This window comes from Deinococcus seoulensis (genome assembly GCF_014648115.1).
GTDB classification, from domain to species: Bacteria; Deinococcota; Deinococci; order Deinococcales; family Deinococcaceae; genus Deinococcus; species Deinococcus seoulensis.
The window spans coordinates 91,076-114,837 of the sequence record NZ_BMQM01000012.1 but is presented as its reverse complement, the minus strand read 5'-3'; the positions used below and the strand labels follow the sequence as shown (position 1 = coordinate 114,837).

The 23,762-nt window shown below is 70.5% G+C and carries 18 protein-coding genes; 13 read left to right on the top strand and 5 right to left on the bottom strand.

Translation table 11 applies throughout. From position 1 onward, the window contains the following. The first annotated feature begins 106 nt into the window (after positions 1 to 106). The 4 genes from IEY70_RS10430 (at position 107) to yicI (ending at position 8,480) form a co-directional block, all read left to right on the top strand. The gene (locus IEY70_RS10430; protein ID WP_189064947.1) at positions 107 to 1,774 is read left to right on the top strand and encodes an ABC transporter substrate-binding protein; all 1,668 of its coding nucleotides are present in this window, start codon (positions 107 to 109) and stop codon (positions 1,772 to 1,774) included. Positions 1,775 to 1,852: 78 nt separating this feature from the next. Then, on the top strand, positions 1,853 to 4,192 hold the full coding sequence (locus IEY70_RS10425; RefSeq protein WP_189064946.1) for a glycoside hydrolase family 95 protein: 2,340 nt from the start codon (positions 1,853 to 1,855) through the stop codon (positions 4,190 to 4,192). After that, positions 4,189 to 6,219 carry a beta-galactosidase gene (locus IEY70_RS10420; protein ID WP_189064945.1) on the top strand — a complete coding sequence of 677 codons (2,031 nt, stop codon included), beginning with the start codon at positions 4,189 to 4,191 and terminating at the stop codon, positions 6,217 to 6,219. The genes IEY70_RS10425 and IEY70_RS10420 overlap by 4 nt, the downstream gene beginning before the upstream one ends. Beyond that, positions 6,216 to 8,480, top strand: coding sequence for an alpha-xylosidase (gene yicI, locus IEY70_RS10415; RefSeq protein WP_189064944.1), 2,265 nt, complete (start codon positions 6,216 to 6,218; stop codon positions 8,478 to 8,480). Before IEY70_RS10420 ends, yicI begins: the two co-directional genes overlap by 4 nt. Positions 8,481 to 8,919: 439 nt before the next feature. Here the strand turns inward: yicI and IEY70_RS10410 are convergent, their stop codons facing one another. Both IEY70_RS10410 and IEY70_RS10405 read right to left on the bottom strand, forming a co-directional pair. Next, complete coding sequence (locus IEY70_RS10410; protein WP_189064943.1) at positions 8,920 to 10,041, bottom strand: serine hydrolase domain-containing protein; 1,122 nt, start codon at positions 10,039 to 10,041, stop codon at positions 8,920 to 8,922. Positions 10,042 to 10,275: 234 nt separating this feature from the next. Further along, positions 10,276 to 11,217 (bottom strand): ROK family protein, encoded by a 942-nt coding sequence (locus tag IEY70_RS10405; RefSeq protein WP_189064942.1) that lies wholly within the window; start codon positions 11,215 to 11,217, stop codon positions 10,276 to 10,278. A gap of 274 nt (positions 11,218 to 11,491) precedes the next feature. On the opposite strand from IEY70_RS10405, the gene IEY70_RS10400 reads away from it, so the two are divergent. From IEY70_RS10400 to IEY70_RS10360, 9 genes are all read left to right on the top strand, one after another. Beyond that, the gene (locus IEY70_RS10400) at positions 11,492 to 12,499 is read left to right on the top strand and encodes a LacI family DNA-binding transcriptional regulator (protein WP_189064941.1); all 1,008 of its coding nucleotides are present in this window, start codon (positions 11,492 to 11,494) and stop codon (positions 12,497 to 12,499) included. A gap of 281 nt (positions 12,500 to 12,780) precedes the next feature. Beyond that, the gene (locus IEY70_RS10395; protein WP_189064940.1) at positions 12,781 to 14,223 is read left to right on the top strand and encodes an ABC transporter substrate-binding protein; all 1,443 of its coding nucleotides are present in this window, start codon (positions 12,781 to 12,783) and stop codon (positions 14,221 to 14,223) included. A 94-nt stretch (positions 14,224 to 14,317) separates the two neighbouring features. Then, positions 14,318 to 15,283: a carbohydrate ABC transporter permease gene (locus IEY70_RS10390; RefSeq protein WP_189064939.1), complete on the top strand. Its 966-nt coding sequence runs from the start codon at positions 14,318 to 14,320 to the stop codon at positions 15,281 to 15,283. After that, positions 15,280 to 16,137 carry a carbohydrate ABC transporter permease gene (locus tag IEY70_RS10385; protein ID WP_189064938.1) on the top strand — a complete coding sequence of 286 codons (858 nt, stop codon included), beginning with the start codon at positions 15,280 to 15,282 and terminating at the stop codon, positions 16,135 to 16,137. Before IEY70_RS10390 ends, IEY70_RS10385 begins: the two co-directional genes overlap by 4 nt. Before the next feature lie 254 nt (positions 16,138 to 16,391). Beyond that, entirely contained in the window at positions 16,392 to 17,192 is an 801-nt protein-coding gene (gene iolB, locus IEY70_RS10380) for a 5-deoxy-glucuronate isomerase (protein ID WP_189064937.1), read from the top strand. After that, entirely contained in the window at positions 17,189 to 17,971 is a 783-nt protein-coding gene (kduD, locus tag IEY70_RS10375) for a 2-dehydro-3-deoxy-D-gluconate 5-dehydrogenase KduD (protein ID WP_268243908.1), read from the top strand. The genes iolB and kduD overlap by 4 nt, the downstream gene beginning before the upstream one ends. After that, positions 17,961 to 18,617, top strand: a complete 657-nt coding sequence (locus IEY70_RS10370; protein ID WP_229777822.1) for a bifunctional 4-hydroxy-2-oxoglutarate aldolase/2-dehydro-3-deoxy-phosphogluconate aldolase — start codon at positions 17,961 to 17,963, stop codon at positions 18,615 to 18,617. The genes kduD and IEY70_RS10370 overlap by 11 nt, the downstream gene beginning before the upstream one ends. A gap of 8 nt (positions 18,618 to 18,625) precedes the next feature. Then, positions 18,626 to 19,582: a sugar kinase gene (locus tag IEY70_RS10365; RefSeq protein WP_229777821.1), complete on the top strand. Its 957-nt coding sequence runs from the start codon at positions 18,626 to 18,628 to the stop codon at positions 19,580 to 19,582. Further along, positions 19,579 to 20,784 (top strand): glycoside hydrolase family 88 protein, encoded by a 1,206-nt coding sequence (locus tag IEY70_RS10360; RefSeq protein WP_189064936.1) that lies wholly within the window; start codon positions 19,579 to 19,581, stop codon positions 20,782 to 20,784. The genes IEY70_RS10365 and IEY70_RS10360 overlap by 4 nt, the downstream gene beginning before the upstream one ends. A 165-nt stretch (positions 20,785 to 20,949) precedes the next feature. Here the strand turns inward: IEY70_RS10360 and IEY70_RS10355 are convergent, their stop codons facing one another. The 3 genes from IEY70_RS10355 to IEY70_RS10345 are packed head-to-tail and all read right to left on the bottom strand — an operon-like array spanning position 20,950 to position 23,716. Next, the gene (locus IEY70_RS10355) at positions 20,950 to 21,741 is read right to left on the bottom strand and encodes a heme ABC transporter ATP-binding protein (protein WP_189064935.1); all 792 of its coding nucleotides are present in this window, start codon (positions 21,739 to 21,741) and stop codon (positions 20,950 to 20,952) included. Then, complete coding sequence (locus IEY70_RS10350; protein WP_189064934.1) at positions 21,738 to 22,802, bottom strand: FecCD family ABC transporter permease; 1,065 nt, start codon at positions 22,800 to 22,802, stop codon at positions 21,738 to 21,740. The genes IEY70_RS10355 and IEY70_RS10350 overlap by 4 nt, the downstream gene beginning before the upstream one ends. Further along, positions 22,799 to 23,716: a heme/hemin ABC transporter substrate-binding protein gene (locus IEY70_RS10345; RefSeq protein ID WP_189064933.1), complete on the bottom strand. Its 918-nt coding sequence runs from the start codon at positions 23,714 to 23,716 to the stop codon at positions 22,799 to 22,801. The genes IEY70_RS10350 and IEY70_RS10345 overlap by 4 nt, the downstream gene beginning before the upstream one ends. Positions 23,717 to 23,762 lie beyond the last annotated feature (46 nt).

Below are 23,762 nucleotides of genomic sequence, written 5' to 3'. Positions count from 1 at the left end.
GCTCCCAGAACCCGTCCTGTCGAGGAATCACCCATTTGCCGCAGAGCGTCGCCAACGGCGCCCCTGCACCCCCTCATTCCTGCCCCGCACGCCCCCTGGAGGCCCCATGAACCGTACCCGCACCGTGTCCGCCCCGGCCCTGACCGGCCTCGCCCTGCTCACGCTGGCCCTGACGGCCACCGGCCCCGTCGCCGCGCAGGGCGCCGCCCCGAAACCCGTGACGTTCAGCGCGTTCTTCGCCGACCCGAACGCCAACTGGAACGGCATGCAGGACGAGATCGGCCGGGTGATCACCGCGAAGACCGGCGTGACCCTGAAAGCCGAGTTCGCGGTCGGCAGCCCGGACGAGAAGATCAACCTGATCGCCGCGAGCGGCCAGTACCCGGACCTGATCTCACCCAAGGGCGCGGGCGGCGTGCTGGTGGACGCCGGGGCGATGCTGGACCTGACGGACCTGATTAACCGGTACGCGCCGAACATCAAACGCATCATGGGCAAGGAATTCGACCGGATGCGCTTCTCGAACAGGGACCGCGGCATCTACTTCATTCCCACCAACGACCCCATCGGGCAGACGTACTTCGACACGGACGCCTGGTTCAAACTGCAACTCGGGGCGCTGAAGGAACAGAAGTACCCGCAGGTCAGGACCCTGAAAGACTACGAGAAGGTCATCGCCACGTACGTGAAGGCGCACCCGAAAACCCCGGACGGACGGCCCACCATCGGCCTGAGCCTGCTCGCCGACGACTGGCGCTTCCTGATCAGCGTGACCAACCCGGCCTTCTGGGCGACGGGCGGCAGCGACGACGGCGAGTGGTACATCGACCCGAAGACGTACAAGGCGACCCTGCACTTCTTCCGGCCCGAGGAACGCGAGTACTTCCGCTGGCTGAACCACATGAACGACATCGGCCTGCTGGACCCCGAGAGTTTCACGCAGAAGTACGACCAGTACCTCGCCAAGATCGCCTCGGGCCGCGTGGTCGGCCTGATCGACGCCGGGTGGCAGATCGGGGACGCCGTGAACGCCCTGAAAGCCGCCGGGAAGACCGAGCAGATGTACGGCCGTTTCGGCGTGACCACGAAGCCCGGCATCCGGCCCGCGTACAACCAGCCGACCGGGTTCGTGGGCGGGTGGGGCATCGGCATCACGAAAGCCTGCAAGGACCCGGTCGCGGCCATCAAGTTCCTCGATTACCTCGCCAGTCCCGAGGGGCAGGTGCTGAAGAACTGGGGGATCAAGGGCAAGCACTACACCGTGCAGGGGGGCAAGCGCGTGATTCCGGCCGCCGTCCTGAAGCAGAAGAACACCAACCCCGCCGCGTTCCAGCGGACCACCGGCATCGGGAACTACAACATCTCCGTGCGGTACGGCGACGGCGTGAAAGACCAGAGCGGCAACTACTACACGACCACCTACCCCGAGCAGATCATCGACGCGTACACGCCCGCCGAGAAGGCCGCCCTGAAGGCGTACAAGGCCCGGCTGTGGAACGACCTGCTGCCCAAGGCCAGCTCCTTCCAGCCCAAGGCGTGGGGCGCGGCGTGGTCCATCCAGGTGCCGCAGGACAACCCCCTGAACGAGTTCTTCAACAAGGAGCAGGACATCACCCGCCGCGCCATCCCGAAGATGATCCTCGGGAAACCCGCCGACTTCGACCGGGCGTACGACGCGTTCCTGGCCGAACTGGACAGCAAACTCGGCAAGTACGCCGTCATGGAGACCGAACTGATCAAGGACCGCCTGAAACTCTGGGGCGTCATCAAGTAGGCCCCGGCGCCCGTCTCCCCTCTTCGCCGCTTTACCGGCGCACACGCTCCCTCTCCGAACGCCCGCCGCGAGGTGTCCTTGACGCTGCATTACGAACAACCCGCCGACGACTGGACCCGCGCGCTGCCGCTCGGGAACGGGCACCTGGGCGCCATGGTGTGGGGCGGCGCCCGCACTGAACGCATCGACCTGAACGAGGGCACCCTCTGGAGCGGCGACGGCCGCGCGTCCGCACCTGCGCCGCCACCGGGCGCGCTGGCGCAGGTGCGTGACCTGCTGGCGCGGGGGCGCTGGCATGACGCGCAGACCCTGATGGAGGCGCACTTCACGGGACATCCCCCGGAGGCGTTCCAGCCGCTCGGGACGCTGAGGGTCGGGCGGCTGGACGCACCGGAGGGACCGGCGGGGGCCGGGTACCGCCGGTCGCTGTCGCTGAGGGACGCCCTGCACACGGTCACGCGCCCCGGTGAGCAGCGCGAGTGCTTCGTGAGTCACCCGGACCGCGTGCTGGCGCTGCGCTGGCAGGCGGACCGGGAGGCGGTGTGGCGCGTGGCGCTGTCCACGCCGCATCCGGGCGCGGTGACGCAGAACGGGACGGCGACCGGAATCCGTCTGACCGGGCGCGGCCCGCTGACCGTGCATCCGCAGCCCGCGTACACGCCGGGCCGGGGCGTGGGCTTTCACGTCTCGCTGCGGGTGGTGGAGGGTGAGGTCACGGCGGACCGGGGCGGGCTGCGCGTGCGGGGGCACGCGCTGACGCTGCTGCTGAGCGCCTCGACGTCGTTCCGGGCGTGGAACCTTCCGCCCGACGATCCGGACGCCGGGGCGCGCTGCGAGGCGTGGCTGGACGCCGCGCAGGCTCTCGGGTACGCGGCGCTGCGGGGGCGGCACGCGGCGGACGTCTCGGCACTCATGGACCGCGTGACGCTGGACCTCGGCCCGGACCGGCACGCGGCGCAGCCCACCGACCGGCGCCTCGCGGCCGTGCGGGCCGGGGGCGACGATCCCGGCCTGCACGCCCTGCACGTGCAGTACGGGCGCTACCTGCTGCTGAGCGCCTCGCGTCCGGGCGGGCAGCCCGCGAACCTGCAGGGCCTCTGGAACCCGCACGTGCAGCCGCCGTGGTGCAGCGACTACACGCTGAACATCAATGCGCCCATGAATTACTGGCCGGCGGAGGTCGCGGCCCTGCCGGAGTGCGCCGCGCCGCTGCACGCCCTGATGGCGGACCTCGCCGCCAGTGGCGAGCGGGTCGCGCGGGACTGGTACGGCGCGCGCGGCTGGGCGGCGCACCACAACACCGACCTGTGGCGCATGGCGACCCCCACGGACGGGTCGGCCGCCTGGGCGTGCTGGCCGCTGGGCGGCGCGTGGCTGGCCCTGCACGCCTGGGACGCGTACCGCTTCCGGCCCGAGCGGGCGCAGCTGGAGCGCGCCTGGACGCTGCTGGAAGGCTCGGCGCGGTTCCTGCTCGACTGGCTGGTCACGGGACCAGACGGCGCGCCCGGCACGGCGCCCTCGACCAGTCCGGAGAACACCTTCCTGGACGAATCGGGGCGGGTGTGCGCGGTGGGCGCCTCGTCCAGTCTGGACCTGGACCTGATCCGCGAGGTGTGCGGCGCCGCGCGCAGTGCCGCCCGCACGCTCGGCGTGACGGACCCGGACCTCCTGGCCCGCCTGGACGGGGTTCTGGCGCGCCTGCCGCGCCCGCAGCCGGGCCGACTCGGGGCGCGGCGCGAGTGGGCGCACGACCCGCCGCCCGCCGAGCCGGGGCACCGGCACCTGTCTCACCTGTTCGCGCTGTTCCCCGGCACGCTGATTCCAGAGGACGACCACGCGGGCCGCGCCGCCTGCCGGGCCGCGCTGGACGACCGCCTGGCGCACGGCAGCGGGCACACCGGCTGGAGCGCCGCGTGGATCGCCGCCCTCTGCGCCCGGCTGGGCGACGGCGCGGGCCTGCACGCGGCCCTGACGCGGGTGCTGACGCAGTCCACGCACGACAGTCTGCTCGGCGACCACCCGCCGTTCCAGATCGACACGAACTTCGGCGCGGCCGCCGCGCTGCTGGAGGGCCTGCTGCACAGCCACCTGGGAAACAGCCACCTGCCCGACAACCTGAACGGTCCGGACGCCGCGTGCCTGCGCCTCCTCCCGGCCCTGCCCGCCGCGTGGCCGGACGGGTCGGTGCGCGGCCTGCGGGCCCGCGGCGGCCTGCGCGTGGACCTCGCCTGGGCGGCCGGGGCGCTCACGCGGGTGACGCTGCGCCGCGAGTCCGGCGATCCCGCCCGACCGGTCCGGGTGCACAGCCGCGACACCACCGTGCAGGTCACGGTGCCCATGACGGGCGACGTGACGCTCGGTCCCACCCTCTCGCCTCTGTGCGCCCCTGGGCGCGGCCTGACCCTGGAGATTCCATGACCGACCTTCCCTTCAGCAAGATTCCCTACGGCGGTGACTGGAACCCCGAGCAGTGGGCGCGGCCCGTCTGGGACGAGGACGTGCAGTTGTTCGAGCAGGCGGGCATCGACCTGCTGAGCGTGAACATCTTCGCGTGGACGGCCCTGCAACCCACCGAGGACACCTACGATTTCGCGCGGCTGGACGAGGTGCTGGCGCTGCTGGAATCGCGCGGGATGCGCGCGTGCCTGGGCACGAGTACCGCTGCCGTGCCCGCGTGGCTGGCGACCCGGTACCCGGACGTGATGCGGGTGGACGAGCAGGGCCGCCGTCACCGCTTCGGCGGGCGGCACAACGCCTGCCCGAACAGCCCGGCGTACCGGCGCCTCGCCCCGGCGCTGGCGGGTCAGCTCGCGCGGCGCTACGCGGGGCGGGACGTGGCAGCGCTGTGGCACGTGTCGAACGAGTTCGGCGGCGCGTGCTACTGCCCGAACTGCGAGGCGGCCTTCCGGGTGTGGCTGCGCGGGCGCTACGGCACGCTGGACGCACTGAACCACGCGTGGAACGCAGCGTTCTGGAGTCAGACGATCACGGCGTGGGACGAGATCGTCGTCCCGAACGAACTGAGCGTGCAGGGCGGCGAGCGCGTCACGGCCGTGCAGGGCCTGACCCTGGACTACCAGCGCTTCATGTCGGACGCGCTGCTGGGCGCCTACCGCCTGGAGGCCGATGCGATCCGCGCGGAGATTCCGGACGCGGTGATCACCACGAACCTGATGGGCACGTACCGCCCGCTGGACTACCGCGCGTGGGCGCCGCACCTGGACGTGATCGCGTGGGATTCGTACCCGAGCCCGCAGGACTCCCCGGCGGCGATTGCCCTGCGGCACACGCTGATGCGGTCCCTGAAGGGCGGGGAGCCGTTCCTGCTGATGGAGCAGACGCCCAGCCAGCAGAACTGGCAGGCGTATAACGCCCTGAAGCGGCCCGGCGTGATGCGGCTGCAGTCGTGGCAGGCGGTGGCGCACGGCGCGGACGCGGTGATGTTCTTCCAGATGCGCCGCTCGGTCGGTGCGTGCGAGAAGTTCCACGGGGCGGTCATGGAGCACCACGGCCGCACGGACACCCGCGTGTTCCGCGAGGTGGCGCAACTCGGGGCGGAGCTCAGGGCCCTGGGGAACGTGACGCTGGGCGCGCGGACCCCGGCGCGGGTGGCGGTGTGGTTCGACTGGCCCGCGTGGTGGGCGGTCGAGAACTCCAGCGGCCCGTCGGCGGCGCTGCACTACCTGCGGGAGGTCACGGCGCTGTTCGAGGCGTTCCACGCGCAGGGGTACGCGGTGGATCTGGTCGGGCCGGACAGTGACCTGGGCGGGTACGGCGTGCTGGCCTCCACCCTGCTGTACCTGCTGCCGGAGGGCGCGGCGCAGAAACTGACGGCGTTCGTGGAGAGCGGCGGCGTGTTCCTGGCGGGCCTGATGACCGGCGTGGCCGACGGGTCCGACCGGGTGTTCCCCGGCGGGCCGCCGGGACCGCTGCGTGACCTGCTGGGCGTGTGGGTGGAGGAGGTGGACGCCCTGCCGCCCGGCGAGACGAACGAGGTGGTGATGCAGCGGGGGCTGAGCGGCACGTTCGGCTGCACGCTGCTGTTCGAGCAGCTGCGCGTCGAGACGGCCGAGGTGCTCGGCACGTACGGGCGGGACTTCTATGCGGGCGCGCCGGTCCTGACGCGCCGCCGGGCCGGGCGGGGGCAGGCCTGGAAGCTGGGCAGCAGCCTGGACCCGGCGGGCCTGCGCGTCCTGACCCGCGCGCTGTGCGACGAGGCGGGCGTGGCGCCCCTGGTGCCGGACCTGCCGGACGGCGTGGAGGTCACGCGCCGCGACGGGCCGGGCGGGCGCTTCCTGTTCCTGCTGAACCACGCGCCCGAGGAGCGGCGGGTGGAGGTGCCGGGCGTGACGGGCACCGACCTGCTGAGCGGCGAGGCCGTGGACGCGGCCCTGACGCTGCCCCCCCACGGCGTGCGCCTGATCCGCGAGGGGGCCGGGGTATGAAGTTCACGGACGGGAACTGGCTGACCCTGCCCGGCGTGAAGGTCGCGCACCCGGCCGAGGCCTTCGACGCGCGGCGCAGCGGCGACACGCTGGAGCTGTTCGCCCCGACCCGCCCGGTCCGGCACCGGGGCGACACGCTGGAGGGGCCGATGCTGACCGTGCGGCTCTCATCGCCGCTGCCGGGCGTGATCCGGGTGCGCGTCACGCACTTCGAGGGCGGCCCGGACGCCGGACCCCACTTCGCGCTGGACGGGCAGGACGCGCCGGTGCAGATCGAGATCGACGACACGCTCGCCTCCCTCACGAGCGGGCCGCTGCGCGCCGAGGTGACGCGCTTCCCGTGGAGCCTGCGTTTCCTGCACGGCGGCGAGCCGCTGACCCGCTCGGCCGGGCGCGGGATGGGCTACGTCCGCCGGGACGACGGGCGGACCTTCATGCACGAGGGCCTGACACTGGACGTGGGCGAACTCGTGTACGGCCTCGGCGAGCGCTTCACGGCGTTCGTGAAGAACGGGCAGACGGTGGACATCTGGAACCGTGACGGCGGCACCGGCAGCGACCAGGCGTACAAGAATGTGCCGTTCTACCTGAGCAGCAAAGGGTACGGCGTGTTCGTGAACGATCCGGGCGCCGTGTCGTTCGAGGTCGCCACCGAGCGGGTGTCGCGCGTGCAGTTCAGCGTGCCGGGCGAGGCGCTCGAGTACCTCGTGATCGCCGGTCCCACCCCGGCCGAGGTGCTGGAACGCTACACGCGCCTGACGGGCCGCCCGGCGCTGCCGCCCGCGTGGAGTTTCGGGCTGTGGCTCAGCACGTCCTTTACTACCGATTACGACGAGGCGACCGTCACGTCCTTCCTGGACGGCATGGCGCAGCGGGACATCCCGCTGTCGGTGTTCCACTTCGACTGCTTCTGGATGCGGGCCTTCCAGTGGTGCGACTTCCAGTGGGACCCGGCCGTGTTCCCCGACCCCGAGGGCATGCTCGCGCGGCTGCGCGGGCGGGGACTGAAAGTCAGCGTGTGGATCAACCCGTACGTCGCGCAGAAATCCCCGCTGTTCGCCGAGGCCGCCCGCGAGGGCTACCTGCTGCGCCGAGGGGACGGCGGCGTGTGGCAGGGCGACCTGTGGCAACCCGGCATGGGCATCGTGGATTTCACGAACCCCGCGGCCGCCGACTGGTTCGCGGGGCACATCCGGCGCCTGGCGCGGCAGGGCGTGGACGCCATCAAGACCGACTTCGGCGAACGCATCCCGCACGAGGGCGTCACGTGGCATGACGGCAGCGACCCCGAGCGGATGCACAACCACTACGCGCAGCAGTACAACGCCTGCGTGTTCCGCGCACTGGAGGCCGAACGACCCGGCGAGGCCACGCTGTTCGCCCGCAGCGCCACCGCCGGGGGGCAGGCGTTCCCGGTGCACTGGGGCGGCGACTGCGACTCGACCTTCGAGAGCATGGCCGAGAGCCTGCGCGGCGGCCTGTCCCTGGGCCTCAGCGGGTTCGGCTTCTGGAGTCACGACATCGGCGGCTTCGAGGGCGCCCCACCGCCCGCCCTGTACAAACGCTGGGTGGCATTCGGACTGCTGTCGTCGCACAGCCGCCTGCACGCCAGCACCACGTACCGCGTGCCGTGGCTGATCGACGGGGAGAGCGTGGACGTCCTGCGCTTCTTCACGCGCCTGAAACTGTCGCTGATGCCTTACCTGTGGGCGCAGGCCATCACGGCGCACCGCCGGGGCCTGCCGGTGATGCGCGCCATGCTGCTGGAATTCCCCGACGACCCCGCCTGCGTGGCGCTCGACCGCCAGTACCTGCTGGGCGAGTCCCTGCTCGTCGCGCCGATATTCCGCGAGGACGGCCGCGTGCAGGTGTACCTCCCCGCCGGGACCTGGACGCACCTGCTGACCGGCGAGGTCGCGCACGGCCCCGCGTGGCGCACCGAGACGCACGGCGTGATGTCGGCGCCGCTGTACGTGCGGCCCGGCACGCTGCTCGCCACGGGCGAGGAACAGGAACGGCCTGACTTCGACCACGGCGACCGGCCCCTGCTGACGCTGTACGCACTCCCCGACGGCAGCGCGGCCACGGCCACCCTCTACCGGCCGGACGGCAGCGAGGACTTCACGGTCACGGTGCGGCGGGACGGCGGAACGCTGCACCTGACCCGCACCGGCACGGATCGGCCCTACCGCTTCCGGCTGGCCGGACAGGACACCGTGCACAACGTACAGACGGACGCGGCGGCCCTCCCAGCCGGATGAGCAGAGCGCTGCTCATAACGTTATGAGCAGCGTCGGCGCAGCGTACCCGACCTCGCCTGATGAGGCCAGGCGGGTCATGACGACCCCGCCACTGGCAGCAGCGTTTCGAGCAGGTCGGCGGCCAGCATGCTTCGCAGTGATACGGATTCCGTTTGTTTCGTTAACAGATCGGAACACCACCGACCTGTTAACTCCACGTCCGGAACCCGCTTCGACTCCTACCCGCTCTGCTGCGCAGCTCTACGAGTCCGCTCGGACCCAGCGGCTTTATAAGCCATTCAATCGGAGTCCGTATGAAATGTGTGGCCCCAGGCAGGGAACCGGACGGAGACGAATGAACCGGACGCGGCACGCTCAGCGGGTTCAGCCCCGGCTGTCAGTGCCTTTGATTCCGTGATGAAGAGCGTGGAGCCGGGAGGAGGGCACTCCCGGCTGCGGGTCATCTGGATGAGTAGACCGCTCTGATCAGGGCCATGGCGCGCGGATCACCGATCAGGTCGGTGCCCATCTGGTTCATCGTGTACGCCATGCCGATGCCCGCTTCAGGATCACCGGATGCGAACGAACCGCCCCAGCCCGAGTGACCGAACGCACTCTGGTTCGGTCCGTACACACCGCTGCTGTTGAGCAGGAATCCGCTGGCCCAGCTGGCCTCTGCGCCAAGTACCGCGTCAACGCCACGGAACTGTTCTGTCGTCGCCGCTCTGACGGTGGCAGGCGATACGAGGTGCGTTCCGTCGATCTGGCCGTCGCTGGCAAGGGCGCCGTACAGTCGGGCGAGACCGCGGGCCGTCGCGAACCCGTTGGCCGACGGGATTTCCGCTGCCTGCCAGGCTGGATCGTTCGGGGCGAGCGGGTCGATCAGTGGATTGGCCAGCGCGGCGATCTGAGCTGGGGTGAGATCGCCTATGAGACTGGACGAGTTGAGTGTCAGCGGCGCGAGCATGGTGGCGGCGCCCGCCGCGCGGGAACGCGGCAGTCCGATATGAATGTCGAGGCTGCCCAGTTCGTCGCGTACGAATTCGCGAAGGCGGCGCCCGTCAATCCGGCGGAACAGTTCCGAGGCCATGAACCCGACTGTCACGGCGTGGTACCCCGCCTGCGTGCCCGGCTCCCAGAACGGTTCGGCCGCCGCCAGTCGCGCCGCCGCCTGCTCGGAGTCGTAGAAGTCCTCGATCTGGGCGGGATCGCGGAACCCGCTGAGTCCCGCCTGGTGTGACAGCAGCATGGCGACGGTGACGTCCTGCTTGCCTGCCGCCGCAAATTCAGGCCAGTACCGTGCCACGGGCGCCGAATAATCTATGCGCCCGCGGTCGGCGAGCATGGCAAAGCAGGCGGCGGTCACGCCCTTTGTCGTTGACCAGACGTTGACCAGCGTGTCGTCCGCCCAGGGTCGGCTGCTGGATGGATCGGCCACGCCGCCGTGCAGGTCGACGACCAGTTCGCCGTTGAGAACGACGGCAAAGGCGGCGCCGATGTCACCTCGCTCAGCAAAATTCTCGATGAAAACTTCACGGACCTGTTCGAACCCAGGGGCGGTGGTGCCTGAAACGTTGACCATAGCTGTTCACTCCATTGCGTGAGATTTGAGGACCGGCCCTGTCTCAGGACTGGGTGACCCGTGACTGACTGGGCGATCCATGACTGGGCGACCCGTATTCACGGGGTTCAGTCAGGGCCAGAACCGGAGCAGAGGCTACTCCGCTGGCCGTTGACTGTGGAAGGTTGTGTGCCAGCGCAGCGTAACAGACATCCCGGCGGCACACCGCTTCTTTCAGGCAGGTTGCCTGCACATTCAGTGCGGCGTGTTGTCGGGGCCGGGCAGTTGCGCGGCTCCCAGCAGGGCGGCGTGCTCGAAATGCCGGCTCTGCCGCGCCTGCGTGCCGGGCGGCAGCCGTGACTGCAGGGCCGTCCCGAACTGCCCGAACGCCCGGCTGATGTTGCCGCCCAGCACCACCCGCTGTGGCCCGAACGCCTGCACCCAGGGCGATAGCGCGTCCCCGAGCGTCTGCCCGAACGCTGTCCAGACCGGACTGGACTGATCGGCGGGCAGCGCGGCCAGCTGCCGGGCGTCCAGCGTGATGCCCAGGTGGTCGTGGGCGAGGCGGGTCAGGGCGGCGCCGCTCACGGCGTCCTCGACGGTGGCGCCGCGGAACGGGGTGTTCCACAGTTCCCCGCCGGGCGGCACGCCGGGGCCACCGGTCTGAACCTGTCCGGCGCGGATGAAGCCCGAGCCGATGCCGGTGCCGAGCGTGACGCCGATGGTGTCGAGCTGCTCGCCCGCGCCGGCCCACCATTCCCCGAGGGCGAACAGGTCCGCGTCGTTCCCGAACAGGATGGGGGTGTCCTGAAGCGGCGTGCCGCACAGCCGGGCCGAGAGGGCGGCGCGGGCGTCCCGGCCGTACAGCGCCCGGAACTTGTGGGTCATGCCGGACACGCCGCGCGCCGCGTCGAAGGGGCCGGGGACGGCCAGTCCGAGGTGCGTGACGGTGACGGCCTCACCGGCCCCGGCGAGGGCAGCGAGGGCCGCTTCGGCCCAGCCGCCGATCAGGGTGTCGTGCGGGGCGTCATGGGACAGGTCCAGCCGGATGGGGGCAGCGATCACGGCGCGGCCGCGCAGGTCGACGGGCGCGGCTGTCACGTGACTCCCGCCGATGTCGAGGGCGACGGCGACCGCGCGGCGGAGAACAGGCCGGGATGCGGATGGGTGGGACTGGGGTTCGGACGGGTGCGTCATGCTGGACCTCTGCTGGGCGGGAACGGGCGAGGGACGGGACCGGCGGCAGCGGCGGGGGTCAGGACGACCGCGTGGCAGCCGCACACATCGTTGCCTGTCACCTGCCCTGTGGTGCACAGTCCGGCCGGTCTGGGCTTCGTTTGACCGGGACTGACAGTAGTCCTTCTGTTCACGTCCCCGGCCGGGCTGTATGACTGGCGCCCACGGGTTGCTGTGATATCACCACCTGCATGTCCGTCTCCTGTCTGTCGGGTTTCTGTTCGGGGTGCCGTTCATGCCCGCCCCGGTAACGCTCTCCGAGATTGCGGCGCGGTGTGGCGTGTCCGCCATGACCGTCTCGAATGTCCTGAACAACCGTGGCAAGGTGTCCCAGGCGACCCGTGAGCAGGTCCTGACGGTCGCGCGGCAGATGGGATACGTGCCGAATGTCCTGGCGCGCGGCCTCAAGAGTGGGCGGACGCAGGTGCTGGGTCTGGTCCTCCCGGCGCTGGATCCGGTGTCGGTGGAGATCGCTCAGGGTGTGCAGGCGGCGCTCAGTGAGGCGAGGTACGACATGCTGCTGTACACCACGTCTGCCGATGCCGGGAGGGAACGGGAGCGGGTCACGGCGCTCAGTCAGGGGCTGTCGGACGGGTTGCTGATCGCCATGCCACGCGCGGCGGCGGCGGACGTTCAGATTTTCGAGCGCAGCCGGGTGCCGGTGGTGCTGATCAACTACAACGGGCCGGATACGCGGTTGCCGACCGTGCTGGCGGATAATTTCGTGCCGGCGCGGCAGGCGACCGAGTACCTGCTGGGGCTCGGGCACCGCCGCATTGGATTCATTACCGGTGACGCCGGGTCAGGGCAGAGCCATGAGCGGCTGCGTGGGTACCGCGCGGCGCTGGAGCACGCCGGGCTGGCAGTGGACGAGCACCTCGTGCGGACGGGTGATTTCACGCAGGTGCGGGGGTTCGCGGCGGCGGCCGAGTTGCTGGCCCTGCCGGAGCGGCCGACGGCGATCTTCGCGGCCAATGATTTCTCGGCGGTCGGTGCGATGGAAGCCGCGAGGCACCTGGGTCTGCGGATCCCGGAGGACGTCTCGGTCGTGGGCTTCGACGACATTCCCCTGGCGAGTCAGGTGTTCCCGCCGCTGACCACTGTCCGGCATCCGTTCCGGGCGCTGGGTGAGGGCGCGGCGCAGCTGCTGCTGAGCATTCTGGATGGGAAAGCGGTGCCGGCGGGACCTGTGAATCTGGCCAGTGAGCTGGTCGTGCGGGGGTCGACAGCCGCGCGGACCTGATCGTCCGGGTGCACTCCGGAACCGGCCGCGCTCCTGCACGCATGGACCGGCCGTGTGGGAAGGCGGTGACGGCGTGGCGTTCCTGCTGGGGGGGCGCTGGGTTGGGGGGATGGCATTGACATCACCTGACCGCTCCGTTACAGTGGGTTTAACGATAAATCCAATTCTGCTGACGTCATCCCCCAGACACCACCCGAGGTGCCTGAACGTCCACACCCACCGCTGACCTCGCCGTTTCGCGCCGTCCACCCGTCGCCCCTCACACCCACAGGAGTCCCCCCATGCGCAGAGTCCTCACCCTGGCCGCCCTGACCGTCAGCCTCACGCTCTCCACGGCCAACGCGCAGAAACCCACCCTGCGCATCGCCAGCATCTCGCTGGAACAGGCCGAGCTCTACAAGACCCTCGAAACGGCCTTCAACAAGAAATACCCGCAGTGGACCATCAAATTCGAAGTCCAGTCCGAGGACGCCCTGCGCAAGACCCTGCCCCTCGCCTTCCAGAGCGGCGACGCCCCCGACCTGATCCTCTACACCTTCGACACCAGCCTCGAACAGATGAAAGAGAACGGCTGGCTGGCCCCGATCAGCGGCGGCAAACCCATCCCCGCCTCCTTCAAGTCCCGCTGGCCCAAGAACACCTTCGTCAACGGCACCACCATGCTCGGCAACCAGATCTACGGCGTCCCGGTCTTCGACAACACCATCTTCGGACCCGGCTACCTCTTCGCGAACAACGCCGTCCTGCGCGACGCCGGCATCAACCCCGCCACGCAGATGCCCCGCACCTGGAAACAGCTGCTCAGCGTCTGCGAGAAGGTCAAACAACGCGGCAAATCCTGCTTCAGCGCCTCGTTCACCAACCCCACCCAGTTCCAGCGCTTCTGGATTCCCTTCACCGCCACAGCCGGCACGCAGGGCGACTTCAACTACACCACCGGCCGCTTCGCCTACGCCGACCCGGCCCGCCTGCGCGCCTGGGACCTGCTGAAAACGATGTACGACCAGAAGTACTTCATTCCCGGCGTCGAGACCACCACCAAGGAAGCCTCCCGGCAGGCCTTCGCACTCGGGCAGGCCGCGTTCTACCCCGACGGGTCCTGGATTCCCAGCGTGCTGCGCAGCATGGGCTTCGCCAAACTCGACTACTCCGTCGCGCCAATCCCCACCCCGGACGGCGAACCGCGCGGCAAACTCACCAAGGCCACCCTCCCGGTCGACCTGCAGGTCACCTCACAGGTCCGCAACAAGGACGCCGCCTGGGCGTTCGTCCAGTGGCTCACGGACCCCAACGGCGCCTTCGCCAAGGGCTACGTCGGCGGCGGCTACGGCTTCGTGAGCTTCGCGAACAACTCCAAACTCATCGACCCCAACGACAAGATCATCAGCCGGATCGTGTCGATCGCCAAGAACAACTACCGCGTCGCCACGCCCGCCCCGCAACTCGCGTGCAGCGACATGGGCAAATCCACCGCGTACCGCGACGCCCTCGCCGACACCTCGCTGCCCAACGAGATGTCCAGCGTCGTCGAGGCCCTCATCAAGGGACAGGACTGGAAACCGGTCGCGCAGACCCTCGCCGAGGGCCGTCAGAAACTCCTGACCGCCAACCTCGCCGCGGAACGCAAGAAGGGCCTCAACGTCAGCCTGGACTACTTCAAGTACGCCAGCTGGAAACCCACCACCAACTTCAACTTCGCCCAGTACCCCCTGTGCAAGCCCTGAGCAGCACACAGATCCCGGCCCGTAGCCCCGCGCGGGCCGGGCCGACGCCGCTCAGCGCACCACACGCCACGCAGACCACCACACGGAGAGCAGCATGAGCATACAGACCCGGCCCGTCCGCACGGCAGCGGCCCGCACCACCCGAGCGCCCGGCCGCCGCGGCCGCCGCCAGGAATGGCTGTGGTGCTACCTGTTCCTGACACCGTTCCTGCTGACCTTCCTGGCCTTCACCGCGTGGCCCGCACTGGCCACCCTGACCTGGGCCTTCACCGACTTCCGCCTGCCGAGCCGTGGCCTGAACTTCACCGGGCTGGCCAACTTCCAGGAACTCGCCCGGGACCCGCTGTACTGGCGCAGTTTCGCCAACACGCTCATCTTCGCGCTGGGGAACGCCGCCCTGAAACTGCCGCTGTCACTGGTGCTCGCGGTGCTGCTCACGCGGCGCTGGATCTGGGGCAAACGGGCCTTCCGCACGGTCTACTTCCTGCCGGTCCTGGTGCCCACGGCCGTGGCCGGCCTGATCTTCTCGTTCCTGCTCAACCCCCTCAACGGTTCCATTCCCGCCGTCCTGCGCGACCTCGGCTGGATCGACCTGCGCGACAACCTGTTCTTCGGCTCCCACGCGGCGACCATGATGACCCTGATCGGCGTGAGCGTCTGGCAGATCCTCGGGCAGTACCTGATCTACTGGATCGCCGCGCTTGAAGGCATCCCCGACTCCCTGTCCGAAGCGGCCCAGATCGACGGCGCCTCCTTCTGGCAGGAACTGTGGTTCGTGACCCTCCCGGCCATCAAACCGTTCGCGTTCATCATCACCCTGCTCGGACTGGTCAACGCGTTCGGCGTGTTCGGCATCGTCCTGACCCTCACCGGCGGCGGACCCGGCACGCAGAGCTCCGTCATGCAGCTGTGGGTGTACTCGCAGGCCTTCACGCAGACGCCCGCCCGCTACGGCTACATCTCGGCCGGCAGCCTGATCTTCGGCCTGCTGATCGTCACGCTGCTCGTCATCCAGACCGTCGTCACCCGCCGCCAAGGCACCCCGGAGGCCCGCGCATGACCCACTCCTCTCCCCTGCGCCGCGCGCAGCGCAACCTGCCCGTCTGGCTGTTCCTGGGCACCCTCTCGCTGCTGTGGTTGTACCCGCTCGTGTGGATCGTCGCGGCGTCCTTCAAGGACAGTCAGGACGTCTTCACGTCCGGCGCGCAACTCATGCCGGAACGCTTCATGGGCCTCGAAAACTACGTCCGCGCCTGGCGGGTCGCGAATTTCGGACAGTACTTCGGGAATTCCGTCCTGTACGGCGCACTGTCCGTGGCGATCGCCGTCGCCAGATCCATGCTCGCCGGGTACGTCCTCGCCCGTTTCCGCTTCCCGGGCCGGACCCTGCTGATCGCCCTGGTGACCCTGTCGGTGTTCGTACCGGTCGAGGCGGCCATGATCCCGAACTTCCAGCTCATCAACTGGATCGACAAGAACCTCTTCACGCTGCTGAACACACCGTTCGTCGTTCCGCTCGTGCAGGGCGGCACCGGGTCGCTGTGGGTGCTGCTGTTCATCGGCGCGTTCCGGACCGTCCCACATGAACTCTACGAGGCGGCCGAACTCGACGGCGCGAACTTCTGGCAGAAATTCCGGATGTCCATCCCGCTCGTATGGCCGGTCACGGCGACCGTGGTGATCTTCCAGTTCGTGCACTCCTGGGAGGACGTCCTGACCCCGGTCGTGTACACCATCGGGAATCCCGCGCTGCGGAGCCTGCAGTCCGGACTGGTCGCCTTCCAGGGAGAGAACGCCTCGGACTGGGTGGGCCTGGCCGCCGCCATCGTCCTGGCCATCCTGCCGGTGATCGTCCTGTTCCTCGTCATGCAGCGCTACTTCGTCAACGGTCTGGCCGGAGCGGTCAAGCAGTGACCCGCCCTGCCCACGTGACCTGAACCCACGCCCGCCAGCACTCCCCGGAAATCCACCCACCACAGGCACCCGCAGCGGAATTCACCGCCGCTGCGGGACGGGACAGCCGCGCCCGGCCGCACGGCACTCGCCGCTGTCCAGTTCAGGTGAGCCCCCGTCGCCAGCACTGCCTCCAGTCAGGCCGGGAGCTGCTCCGCCCCTTCAACCGCGCGCCTATCCACATCACACCAATCCACGGCACACCAGGAGTCCGCATGACCCAGACCTTCCACACCATCCCGTCGGCCCCTGGCCTGCAGCCCCTTCAGGACGACTCGTGCCAGCTGCTGGACTTCGCGAAACTGAACCTGACCGCCGGGCAGAGCGTCAGCGGCGAATCCGGCGACCGCGAGCACCTCCTCGTCGCCCTGAGCGGCCGCGCCCGCGTGCAGGTCGGCGACCACACCTTCGACTCGGTCGGGGGGCGCGCCAGCGTCTTCACCGGCCTGCCCCACAGCGTGTACATCCCACGCAGGCATACCTGGACCGTCACCGCCCACACCGACTTCCAGGGCGCCCTGCCGTCCGCGCCCAGCGACCTCGACACCGCCCCCTACGAGATCCGGCCCGAACAGGTGAACACCGGCCAGTGGGGCACCCTGAATTACGCCCGGCAGTTCCGCGAGATCCTCGTCGCGCCGAACGGCCTGCCTGCCAGTCGCCTGATCGTCGGGGAAACCCTCACGCCCAGCGGCCACTGGAGCACCTACCCCCCCCACCGCCACGAGGAGAACGCCGGCAGCGAGAAATTCCACGAGGAGATGTACTACTTCCGCGTGTCCAGCCCCGAAGGCTGGGGCCTGACCCGCCACTACTCCCCGGAACGCGGGTACGACCAGACGTACACCGTCCGCGACGACACGCTGCTGGCCATTCCGCACGGGTACCACACGTACGTCAGCGCCCCCGGCTACGCCGGGTACTACCTGTGGTTCCTGGCCGGGGACGGCCGCGCGCAGGGCGTGAAACTCGACCCGGACGTCGGCTGGGTGCAGAAGACCGTGGGGATGCTGTGAGCACGGTGCCTATGAGCACCAACCCCTTCGACCTGAGTGGCCGCGTGGCGCTCGTCACGGGCGGCGGGGTCGGCATCGGGCAGGCCATCGCCGTCGCCCTCGCGCAGGCCGGAGCGGACGTCGCCATCACCACCCACACCCACCACGACGGCACGACCGGCACGCAGGTCCAGGCCGCCGGGCGACGCTTCGCCGCGTTTCAGGCCGACCTCAGCACCCAGAGCAGCAGCGACCTGAACGCCCTGCTGGACCGCGTGGAAACGCAGCTGGGGCCGGTGGACATCCTGGTGAACAACGCTGGGATCATCCGCCGCGACGACGCCCGCACCTTCAGCGACACCGACTGGGACGACGTGATCGTCCTGAACCAGACCGCCGTGTGGCGCCTGTGCCGCGCCGCCGGGGCGCGCATGCTGGAACGCGGGCACGGGAAGATCATCAACGTCGCCTCGCTGCTGGCCTTCCAGGGCGGCATCCGCGTCCCCGCGTACACCGCGAGCAAGCACGCCGTGGCGGGCCTCACGAAGGCCCTCGCGAACGAGTGGGCCTCGGGCGGCGTGAACGTGAACGCCCTGGCGCCCGGTTACGTCGAGACCGACAATACGGCCGCGCTGCGCGCCGACCCGGACCGCAGCCGCGCCATCCTGGACCGCATTCCCGCCGGACGCTGGGGCCGCCCCGCGGACCTCGCGCAGCCCGCCGTGTTCCTCGCGTCGCCCGCCAGCGACTACGTGAACGGGCACGTGCTGGTGGTGGACGGAGGCTGGCTTGCCCGCTGACGTCATGCGCGCAGTGTCCCTGACAGAGACGCTGCGCGCCGCCGGCGTGGTGGGCGTGCTGCGCGCCCCGGACGTGGACGCCGCCGTGCACGCGGCCCGCGCCGCCGCGCGGGGCGGACTGCGCGTGCTGGAACTGACCTTCACGACACCCGGCGTGACGGACGCCCTGCGCACCCTGCGGGCCGAGCTGAGCGGCGTGACCGTCGGGGTCGGCACGGTCCTGAACGCCGCGCAGGCCCGCGAGGCTGTTGACGCCGGGGCGGCGTTCCTGGTGAGTCCACACCTTGATGACGACCTGCTGCGCGAGGCGCAGACCCTGGGCGTGCCGTACCTGCCCGGTATCCTGACGCCCAGCGAGGCCGTGCGTGCCGGGCAACTGGGCGCACGGGTACTGAAGGTCTTCCCGGCGGCCAGCGCGGGCGGTCCCGGCTTCATCCGCGACCTGCGCGGCCCGCTGCCGCACCTGCACCTCATGGCGACCGGCGGGGTCCGCCCGCACGAGGTGCCCGCCTACCGCGCGGCCGGGGCGCTCGCCGTGGGCCTGGGCGGGCACCTGTTCCCCGCACGGGCCGTGCAGGACGGTGACTGGGACGCCGTGGAGGCCGCCACCCGCGCCGCGCTGCGCGAGGCAGGGCTGCCACTGTGAGGGGCGCTGTGACCCACCCGCAACGGTCCCTGGACCTGATCGCGCTGGGGGAGTGCATGGTGGAACTGCACGCGGACGGTCCGCTCGGGGACGCCGCGCAGCTCACGCGGGCCTGCGGCGGGGACACCCTCAACGCGCTGGTGAGTGCCGCGCGCCTCGGGAGCCGCTGCGGGTTCATCAGCCGCGTCGGCAGCGACCCGTTCGGCCACGGACTGCGCCGCGCGTGGCAGGCCGAGGGGATCGACGTCACCCACGCGCCGCTGGTGGACGGCGAGAACGGCGTGTACTTCATCTCGCTGCACGCGGGCGGCGAACGCGAGTTCACGTACCGCCGCGCGGGCAGCGCCGCTACTCACCTGAGTCCGGCCGACGTGGACGCCGCGTACGTCGCCGCCAGCCGGACGCTGCTGCTGTCTGGGATCACTCAGGCGATCAGCGGTTCGGCGCAGGCTGCCACCCGGCACGCCGCGCAGCTCGCCCGCCAGTGCGGCACGCGCGTCGCGTTCGACCCGAACCACCGACCGCGCCTGTGGGCCGTGCGTGGGGGCCTGGACGCCGCCCGCGCCGCCCTGCACGAGCTGCTGCCCTGCGTGGATCTGCTGCTGCCGAGCTTCCCGGTAGACGCCGCGCTGCTGGACCACACCCCATCGGATGCGCCCGGCGCCGCGAGGGCTTTTGCGGCGCTGGACGTGACCGTGGCTCTCAAGGACGGCCCGCACGGTGCGTGGCTGTGCGAGCCCGGCGGCGAGCCCCTGCACGTTCCCGCCCCGCCCGTCCCGGACGTCCTGGATACCACGGGTGCCGGGGACGCCTGGAACGGCGCGTTCCTGCACGCCCTGACCCGCGCCCAGCCGCCAGAACAGGCCGCCCGCACGGCGCACGCCAGTGCCGCGCACGTCATCCGCCACCGGGGCGCCCTGCCCCCACCCCCCGCTCACTCCTCCCCACACCCGGAGACCGCATGACCACCCCAACCACACTGACCACCACGCCTCACCCGACCACCCCACCACTGCAACCACATGAACTCGGTGAGGCCCTGCGCGCCGCCACGCACAAACTCGAACGGAACCTCCCGTGGCTCGGCCACACGTTCCCGGACGACGCGACCGTACAGGGTCAGTACCGGCCGCGCCCACCCCAGCAGGGTGAACCCGAAGGTGCCAACGTCGGCTGGACCACCGGTTTCTGCACCGGCATGCTCTGGCTGACCTACGAACACCTCGCCGACGACCGCTACCGCACGGTTGCCGACACGCACGTCCTGAGTTTCCGTGACCGGCTCGACCGGGCCGTCGACATCGACCACCACGACCTCGGGTTCCTGTACAGCCTCTCCTGCGTGGCCGCGCACCGCCTGACCGGCAGTACCGTCGCCCGACAGACAGCCCTGGACGCCGCGGACCTGCTGCTCAGGCGGTACTTCCCGGCCGCTGGAATCATCCAGGCGTGGGGCGACCTGCACGACCCCGCGCAACGTGGGCGCATCATCGTCGACTGCCTGATGAATCTCCCCCTGCTGTACTGGGCCACCGAACAGACCGGCGACGACCGCTACCGCGCCGCCGCGTACCAGCACGCCCTGCGTTCCCGCGACGTCCTCGTGCGCCCCGACCACACCACCTTCCACACGTTCCACTTCGACGTGCAGACCGGCGTCCCCCTCACCGGCAGCACCCATCAGGGCGCACACGACCACTCCTGCTGGGCGCGCGGACAGGCGTGGAGCATCTACGGATTTGCCCTCTCCTACGCCGCCACCCGCGACCCCCGCTTCCTGAAAACGGCCTGCGAGCTCGCCGGGTACTTCCTGTCCCACCTCCCGGCCGATCACGTCGCGTACTGGGACCTGTCCTTCGACGCGTCCTCAGGGGAGCCGCGCGACAGCTCCGCCGCTGCCATCGCAGCGTGCGGACTCCTCGAACTCGCCAGGTGGCTGCCCGACGGCTCCGACCGGAACCAGGCAGTCAGCACTGCCCACAGCATCGTCGCGTCACTCATCCGGCACTACGCAACCACCGACCACGACGCGTCCAACGCCCTGCTCCTGCATGGCGTCTACCACCGACCACACGGCATCGGTGTGGACGAGGCGAACCTCTGGGGCGACTACTTCTACCTCGAAGCGCTCACGCGCCTGACCCGGGACTGGACACCTTACTGGTGACGACCTCGGGTGCCAGGTATTGTGCTGCGCCACATCTGGCGCCGGTTGAGACAACCGCATGCCAGTCAGAATCTTTCGTCGAGCTGCTCCATCTCATATGACGCGACACGACTTCACTCATTGATCAGAGGTTGACAGTGGTCCGGACCTGCGGGGCGGCGCAGCTCAGCTGGCGCTGACGATCAGTGGGCAGGCGAGGCACGGGTGGCGGGTCACGAGGACGTCGTGGCCGTACGCGGCGCGGATGGTGGCGGGCGTGAGTGCCTGATCGGGCGGGCCGTCGGCCAGCACCTGTCCGCCGGCGAGGATCAGGACGCGGTCGGCGTACTGCGCGGCGAGGTTCAGGTCGTGCAGTACGGCCAGCACGCCCACACCCTGCGCGGCGAGGTCGCGGGCGAGACGCAGGACGGCGTGCTGCTGCGCGAGGTCGAGGCTGGCGGTGGGTTCGTCGAGCAGCAGGGCGCGGTCGGGGGTGGGGTCGTCCGTGTGCAGTTGCGCCAGGGCGCGGGCGAGGTGCACGCGTTGCTGCTCGCCGCCGGACAGGGTGAGGATGTCGCGGGTCTCGAAGCCGCTCAGGCCCACGCGGCGCAGCGCGTCCCGCGCGATCTCGCGGTCCCGTTCGGTCTCGTGGCGGCCGTGCGGGATGCGGCCCAGCAGCACGATGTCCAGTACCTCGTGGGCGAAGTTCAGGGGCGTGTGCTGGGCGACGGCGGCCCGGCGGCGGGCCAGCGGGCCGGGGCGGTGCGTGGCGAGCGGCTGCCCGAACAGCGTGACCCCGGCGGCGCGCAGTTCGCCGGTCACGGCGCGCAGCAGGGTGCTCTTGCCGGCGCCGTTGCGGCCCAGCACGGCCAGCACCTCGCCGCGCACCAGACTGGTGGTGACGCTGCCGAGCAGGGTGCGTCCGGCCACGCTGACCGTCAGGGCGTCCAGGGAGAGGACTGGTGTGGGGGCGGTCACGGGCGCTCCTGGCCGCGGCGGGCGCGCAGCAGGTGCAGGAAGAACGGCGCGCCGATCAGGGCCGTGATGATTCCGATGGGCAGTTCGGCGGGCGTGACGACCGTGCGGGCCAGCAGGTCCGCCAGGACCAGCAGCGTGGCGCCCGCCAGGGCCGAGGCGGGCAGCAGTGTCCGGTGGTCCGGGCCGGTCAGGAGGCGCAGCAGGTGCGGCACGACCAGCCCGACGAACCCGATGGTGCCGGACACCGCGACGCCCGCCCCGACACTCAGGGCGATCAGGGTGATGGTGACCCACTTGACGGCCCCGACCGGCACGCCCAGGCTGGCGGCGCCGTGCTCGCCGATGGTCAGGGCGTTCAGGGCGCGGCCCAGCAGCGGCAGCAGCAGCGCGCCCAGCAGGATCAGCGGCGCGGCGCTCAGCACGCCGGGCCAGGTGGCGCCGCCCAGCGTGCCCAGGCTCCAGAAGGTGATGGTCCGCAGTTGCTCGTCGGTGGCGAGGAAGGTCATCAGGCCGGTCCCGGCGCCGCACAGGGCGTTCACGGCGATCCCGGCCAGCAGCATGGTGCTGACCTCCACCCGGCCCCGGCTCTGCGCCAGGACGCTGATCAGCACGGTGCACAGCAGGCTGCCCGTGAACGCCGCGACCGGCAGCGAGTACGGGCCGAGGGCCGTGAAGCCCAGCACCACACTCGCGGCCGCCGCGAGGCTCGCGCCGCTCGACAGGCCCAGCAGGCCCGGATCGGCCAGCGGGTTCCGGAACAGGCCCTGCATGGCCGCGCCCGCCACCGCGAGGCCCGCGCCGACCAGCGCGCCCAGCACCACGCGCGGCAGGCGGATGCCGCTCAGGACGGCCGCCTGCTGCGTGTCGAAGGCTTCCAGGGGCGGCAGGCCCAGCGGGGAGTACAGGATGCTCAGCACCTGCGCGGGCGAGATGGCGACCGCGCCGCTCCCGACGGCCAGTACGACCGCGCCCAGCAGCGCGAGCGGCAGGACGCCGAGCGTGAGGGCCGCGCGGCGGCGTTGCCGGCTGGGCGCGGCCGCCTGGGTGCTCAGAACCGTCACTTCTTGAAGTCGGCTTTCCACTGGCGGGCGAGTTTCAGGGCGAATTCCGGCAGGCGCGGCCCGATCCAGCGGACCGAGTTGTCCACCGAGTAGATGCGGCGGTTGCGGCCGGCGTTCGTCTGCGCCACGCCCGGCAGTTTCAGGGTGCCGTCCACGCCGCCCACGGCTTCCAGGCCGCGGTCGAGCAGGATGATCGCGTCGGGGTTGATGGTCACGAGGGCCTCGGCGGTCAGGGTGCGGGTGTCCGCGAACGGCGCGGCGTTCACGCCGCCGGCCAGTTCGATCAGGTCGTTGGCGCCGCCGCTGGTGCCGTAGATGCTCGCGTCGTTGGGGCCGTGGGCGTACAGGAAGATCACGCGGGGCTTCCGGGCGGGCTGGTTGGCCTTCACGGCGGCCAGGGTGGTGTCGAACGAGCGGTTCAGGGCGGCGGCCGCGCCGGGCACGCCGTACACCTGTCCCAGCAGGTCCAGGCGGGTGCGCACGCCGTTCAGGCCGCCGGTGTCGGTGGCAGGCAGCACAAGTACCTTCACGCCCGCGCCGCGCAGTTTGGCGACCACGCCGGGGTTCGTGCCGGTCGCGAAGTTGTCGGCGGTGCCGATCACCAGGTCGGGTTTCAGGGCGATGATGCCCTCGGCGGGCAGCTGCGCCCAGTGGCCGACGCTGGGAATCTTGTTGGGGGGGTACGTGCCGGTCACGTCGGTGCCGACGATGGTGCCCTGCTTGCCGAGGCGGTAGATCAGTTCGACGGTGGTGGCGTTCAGCGCCACGACGCGTTTCGGGGCGGTGACGGTGACGCTCACGTCGTCCACGCCGCGCACGGTGGCGGCACTCGCAGATGACAGGGCGGGGGCGGCGCTCAGGAGCAGGAGGGTGGCGGCGGTGCGCAGGTGGAAGGTGCGGATGCGTGCGTTCATGGGAAACCTCGGGGGAAGGGGGATGTCGGGAGACAGGGGAAGTCGG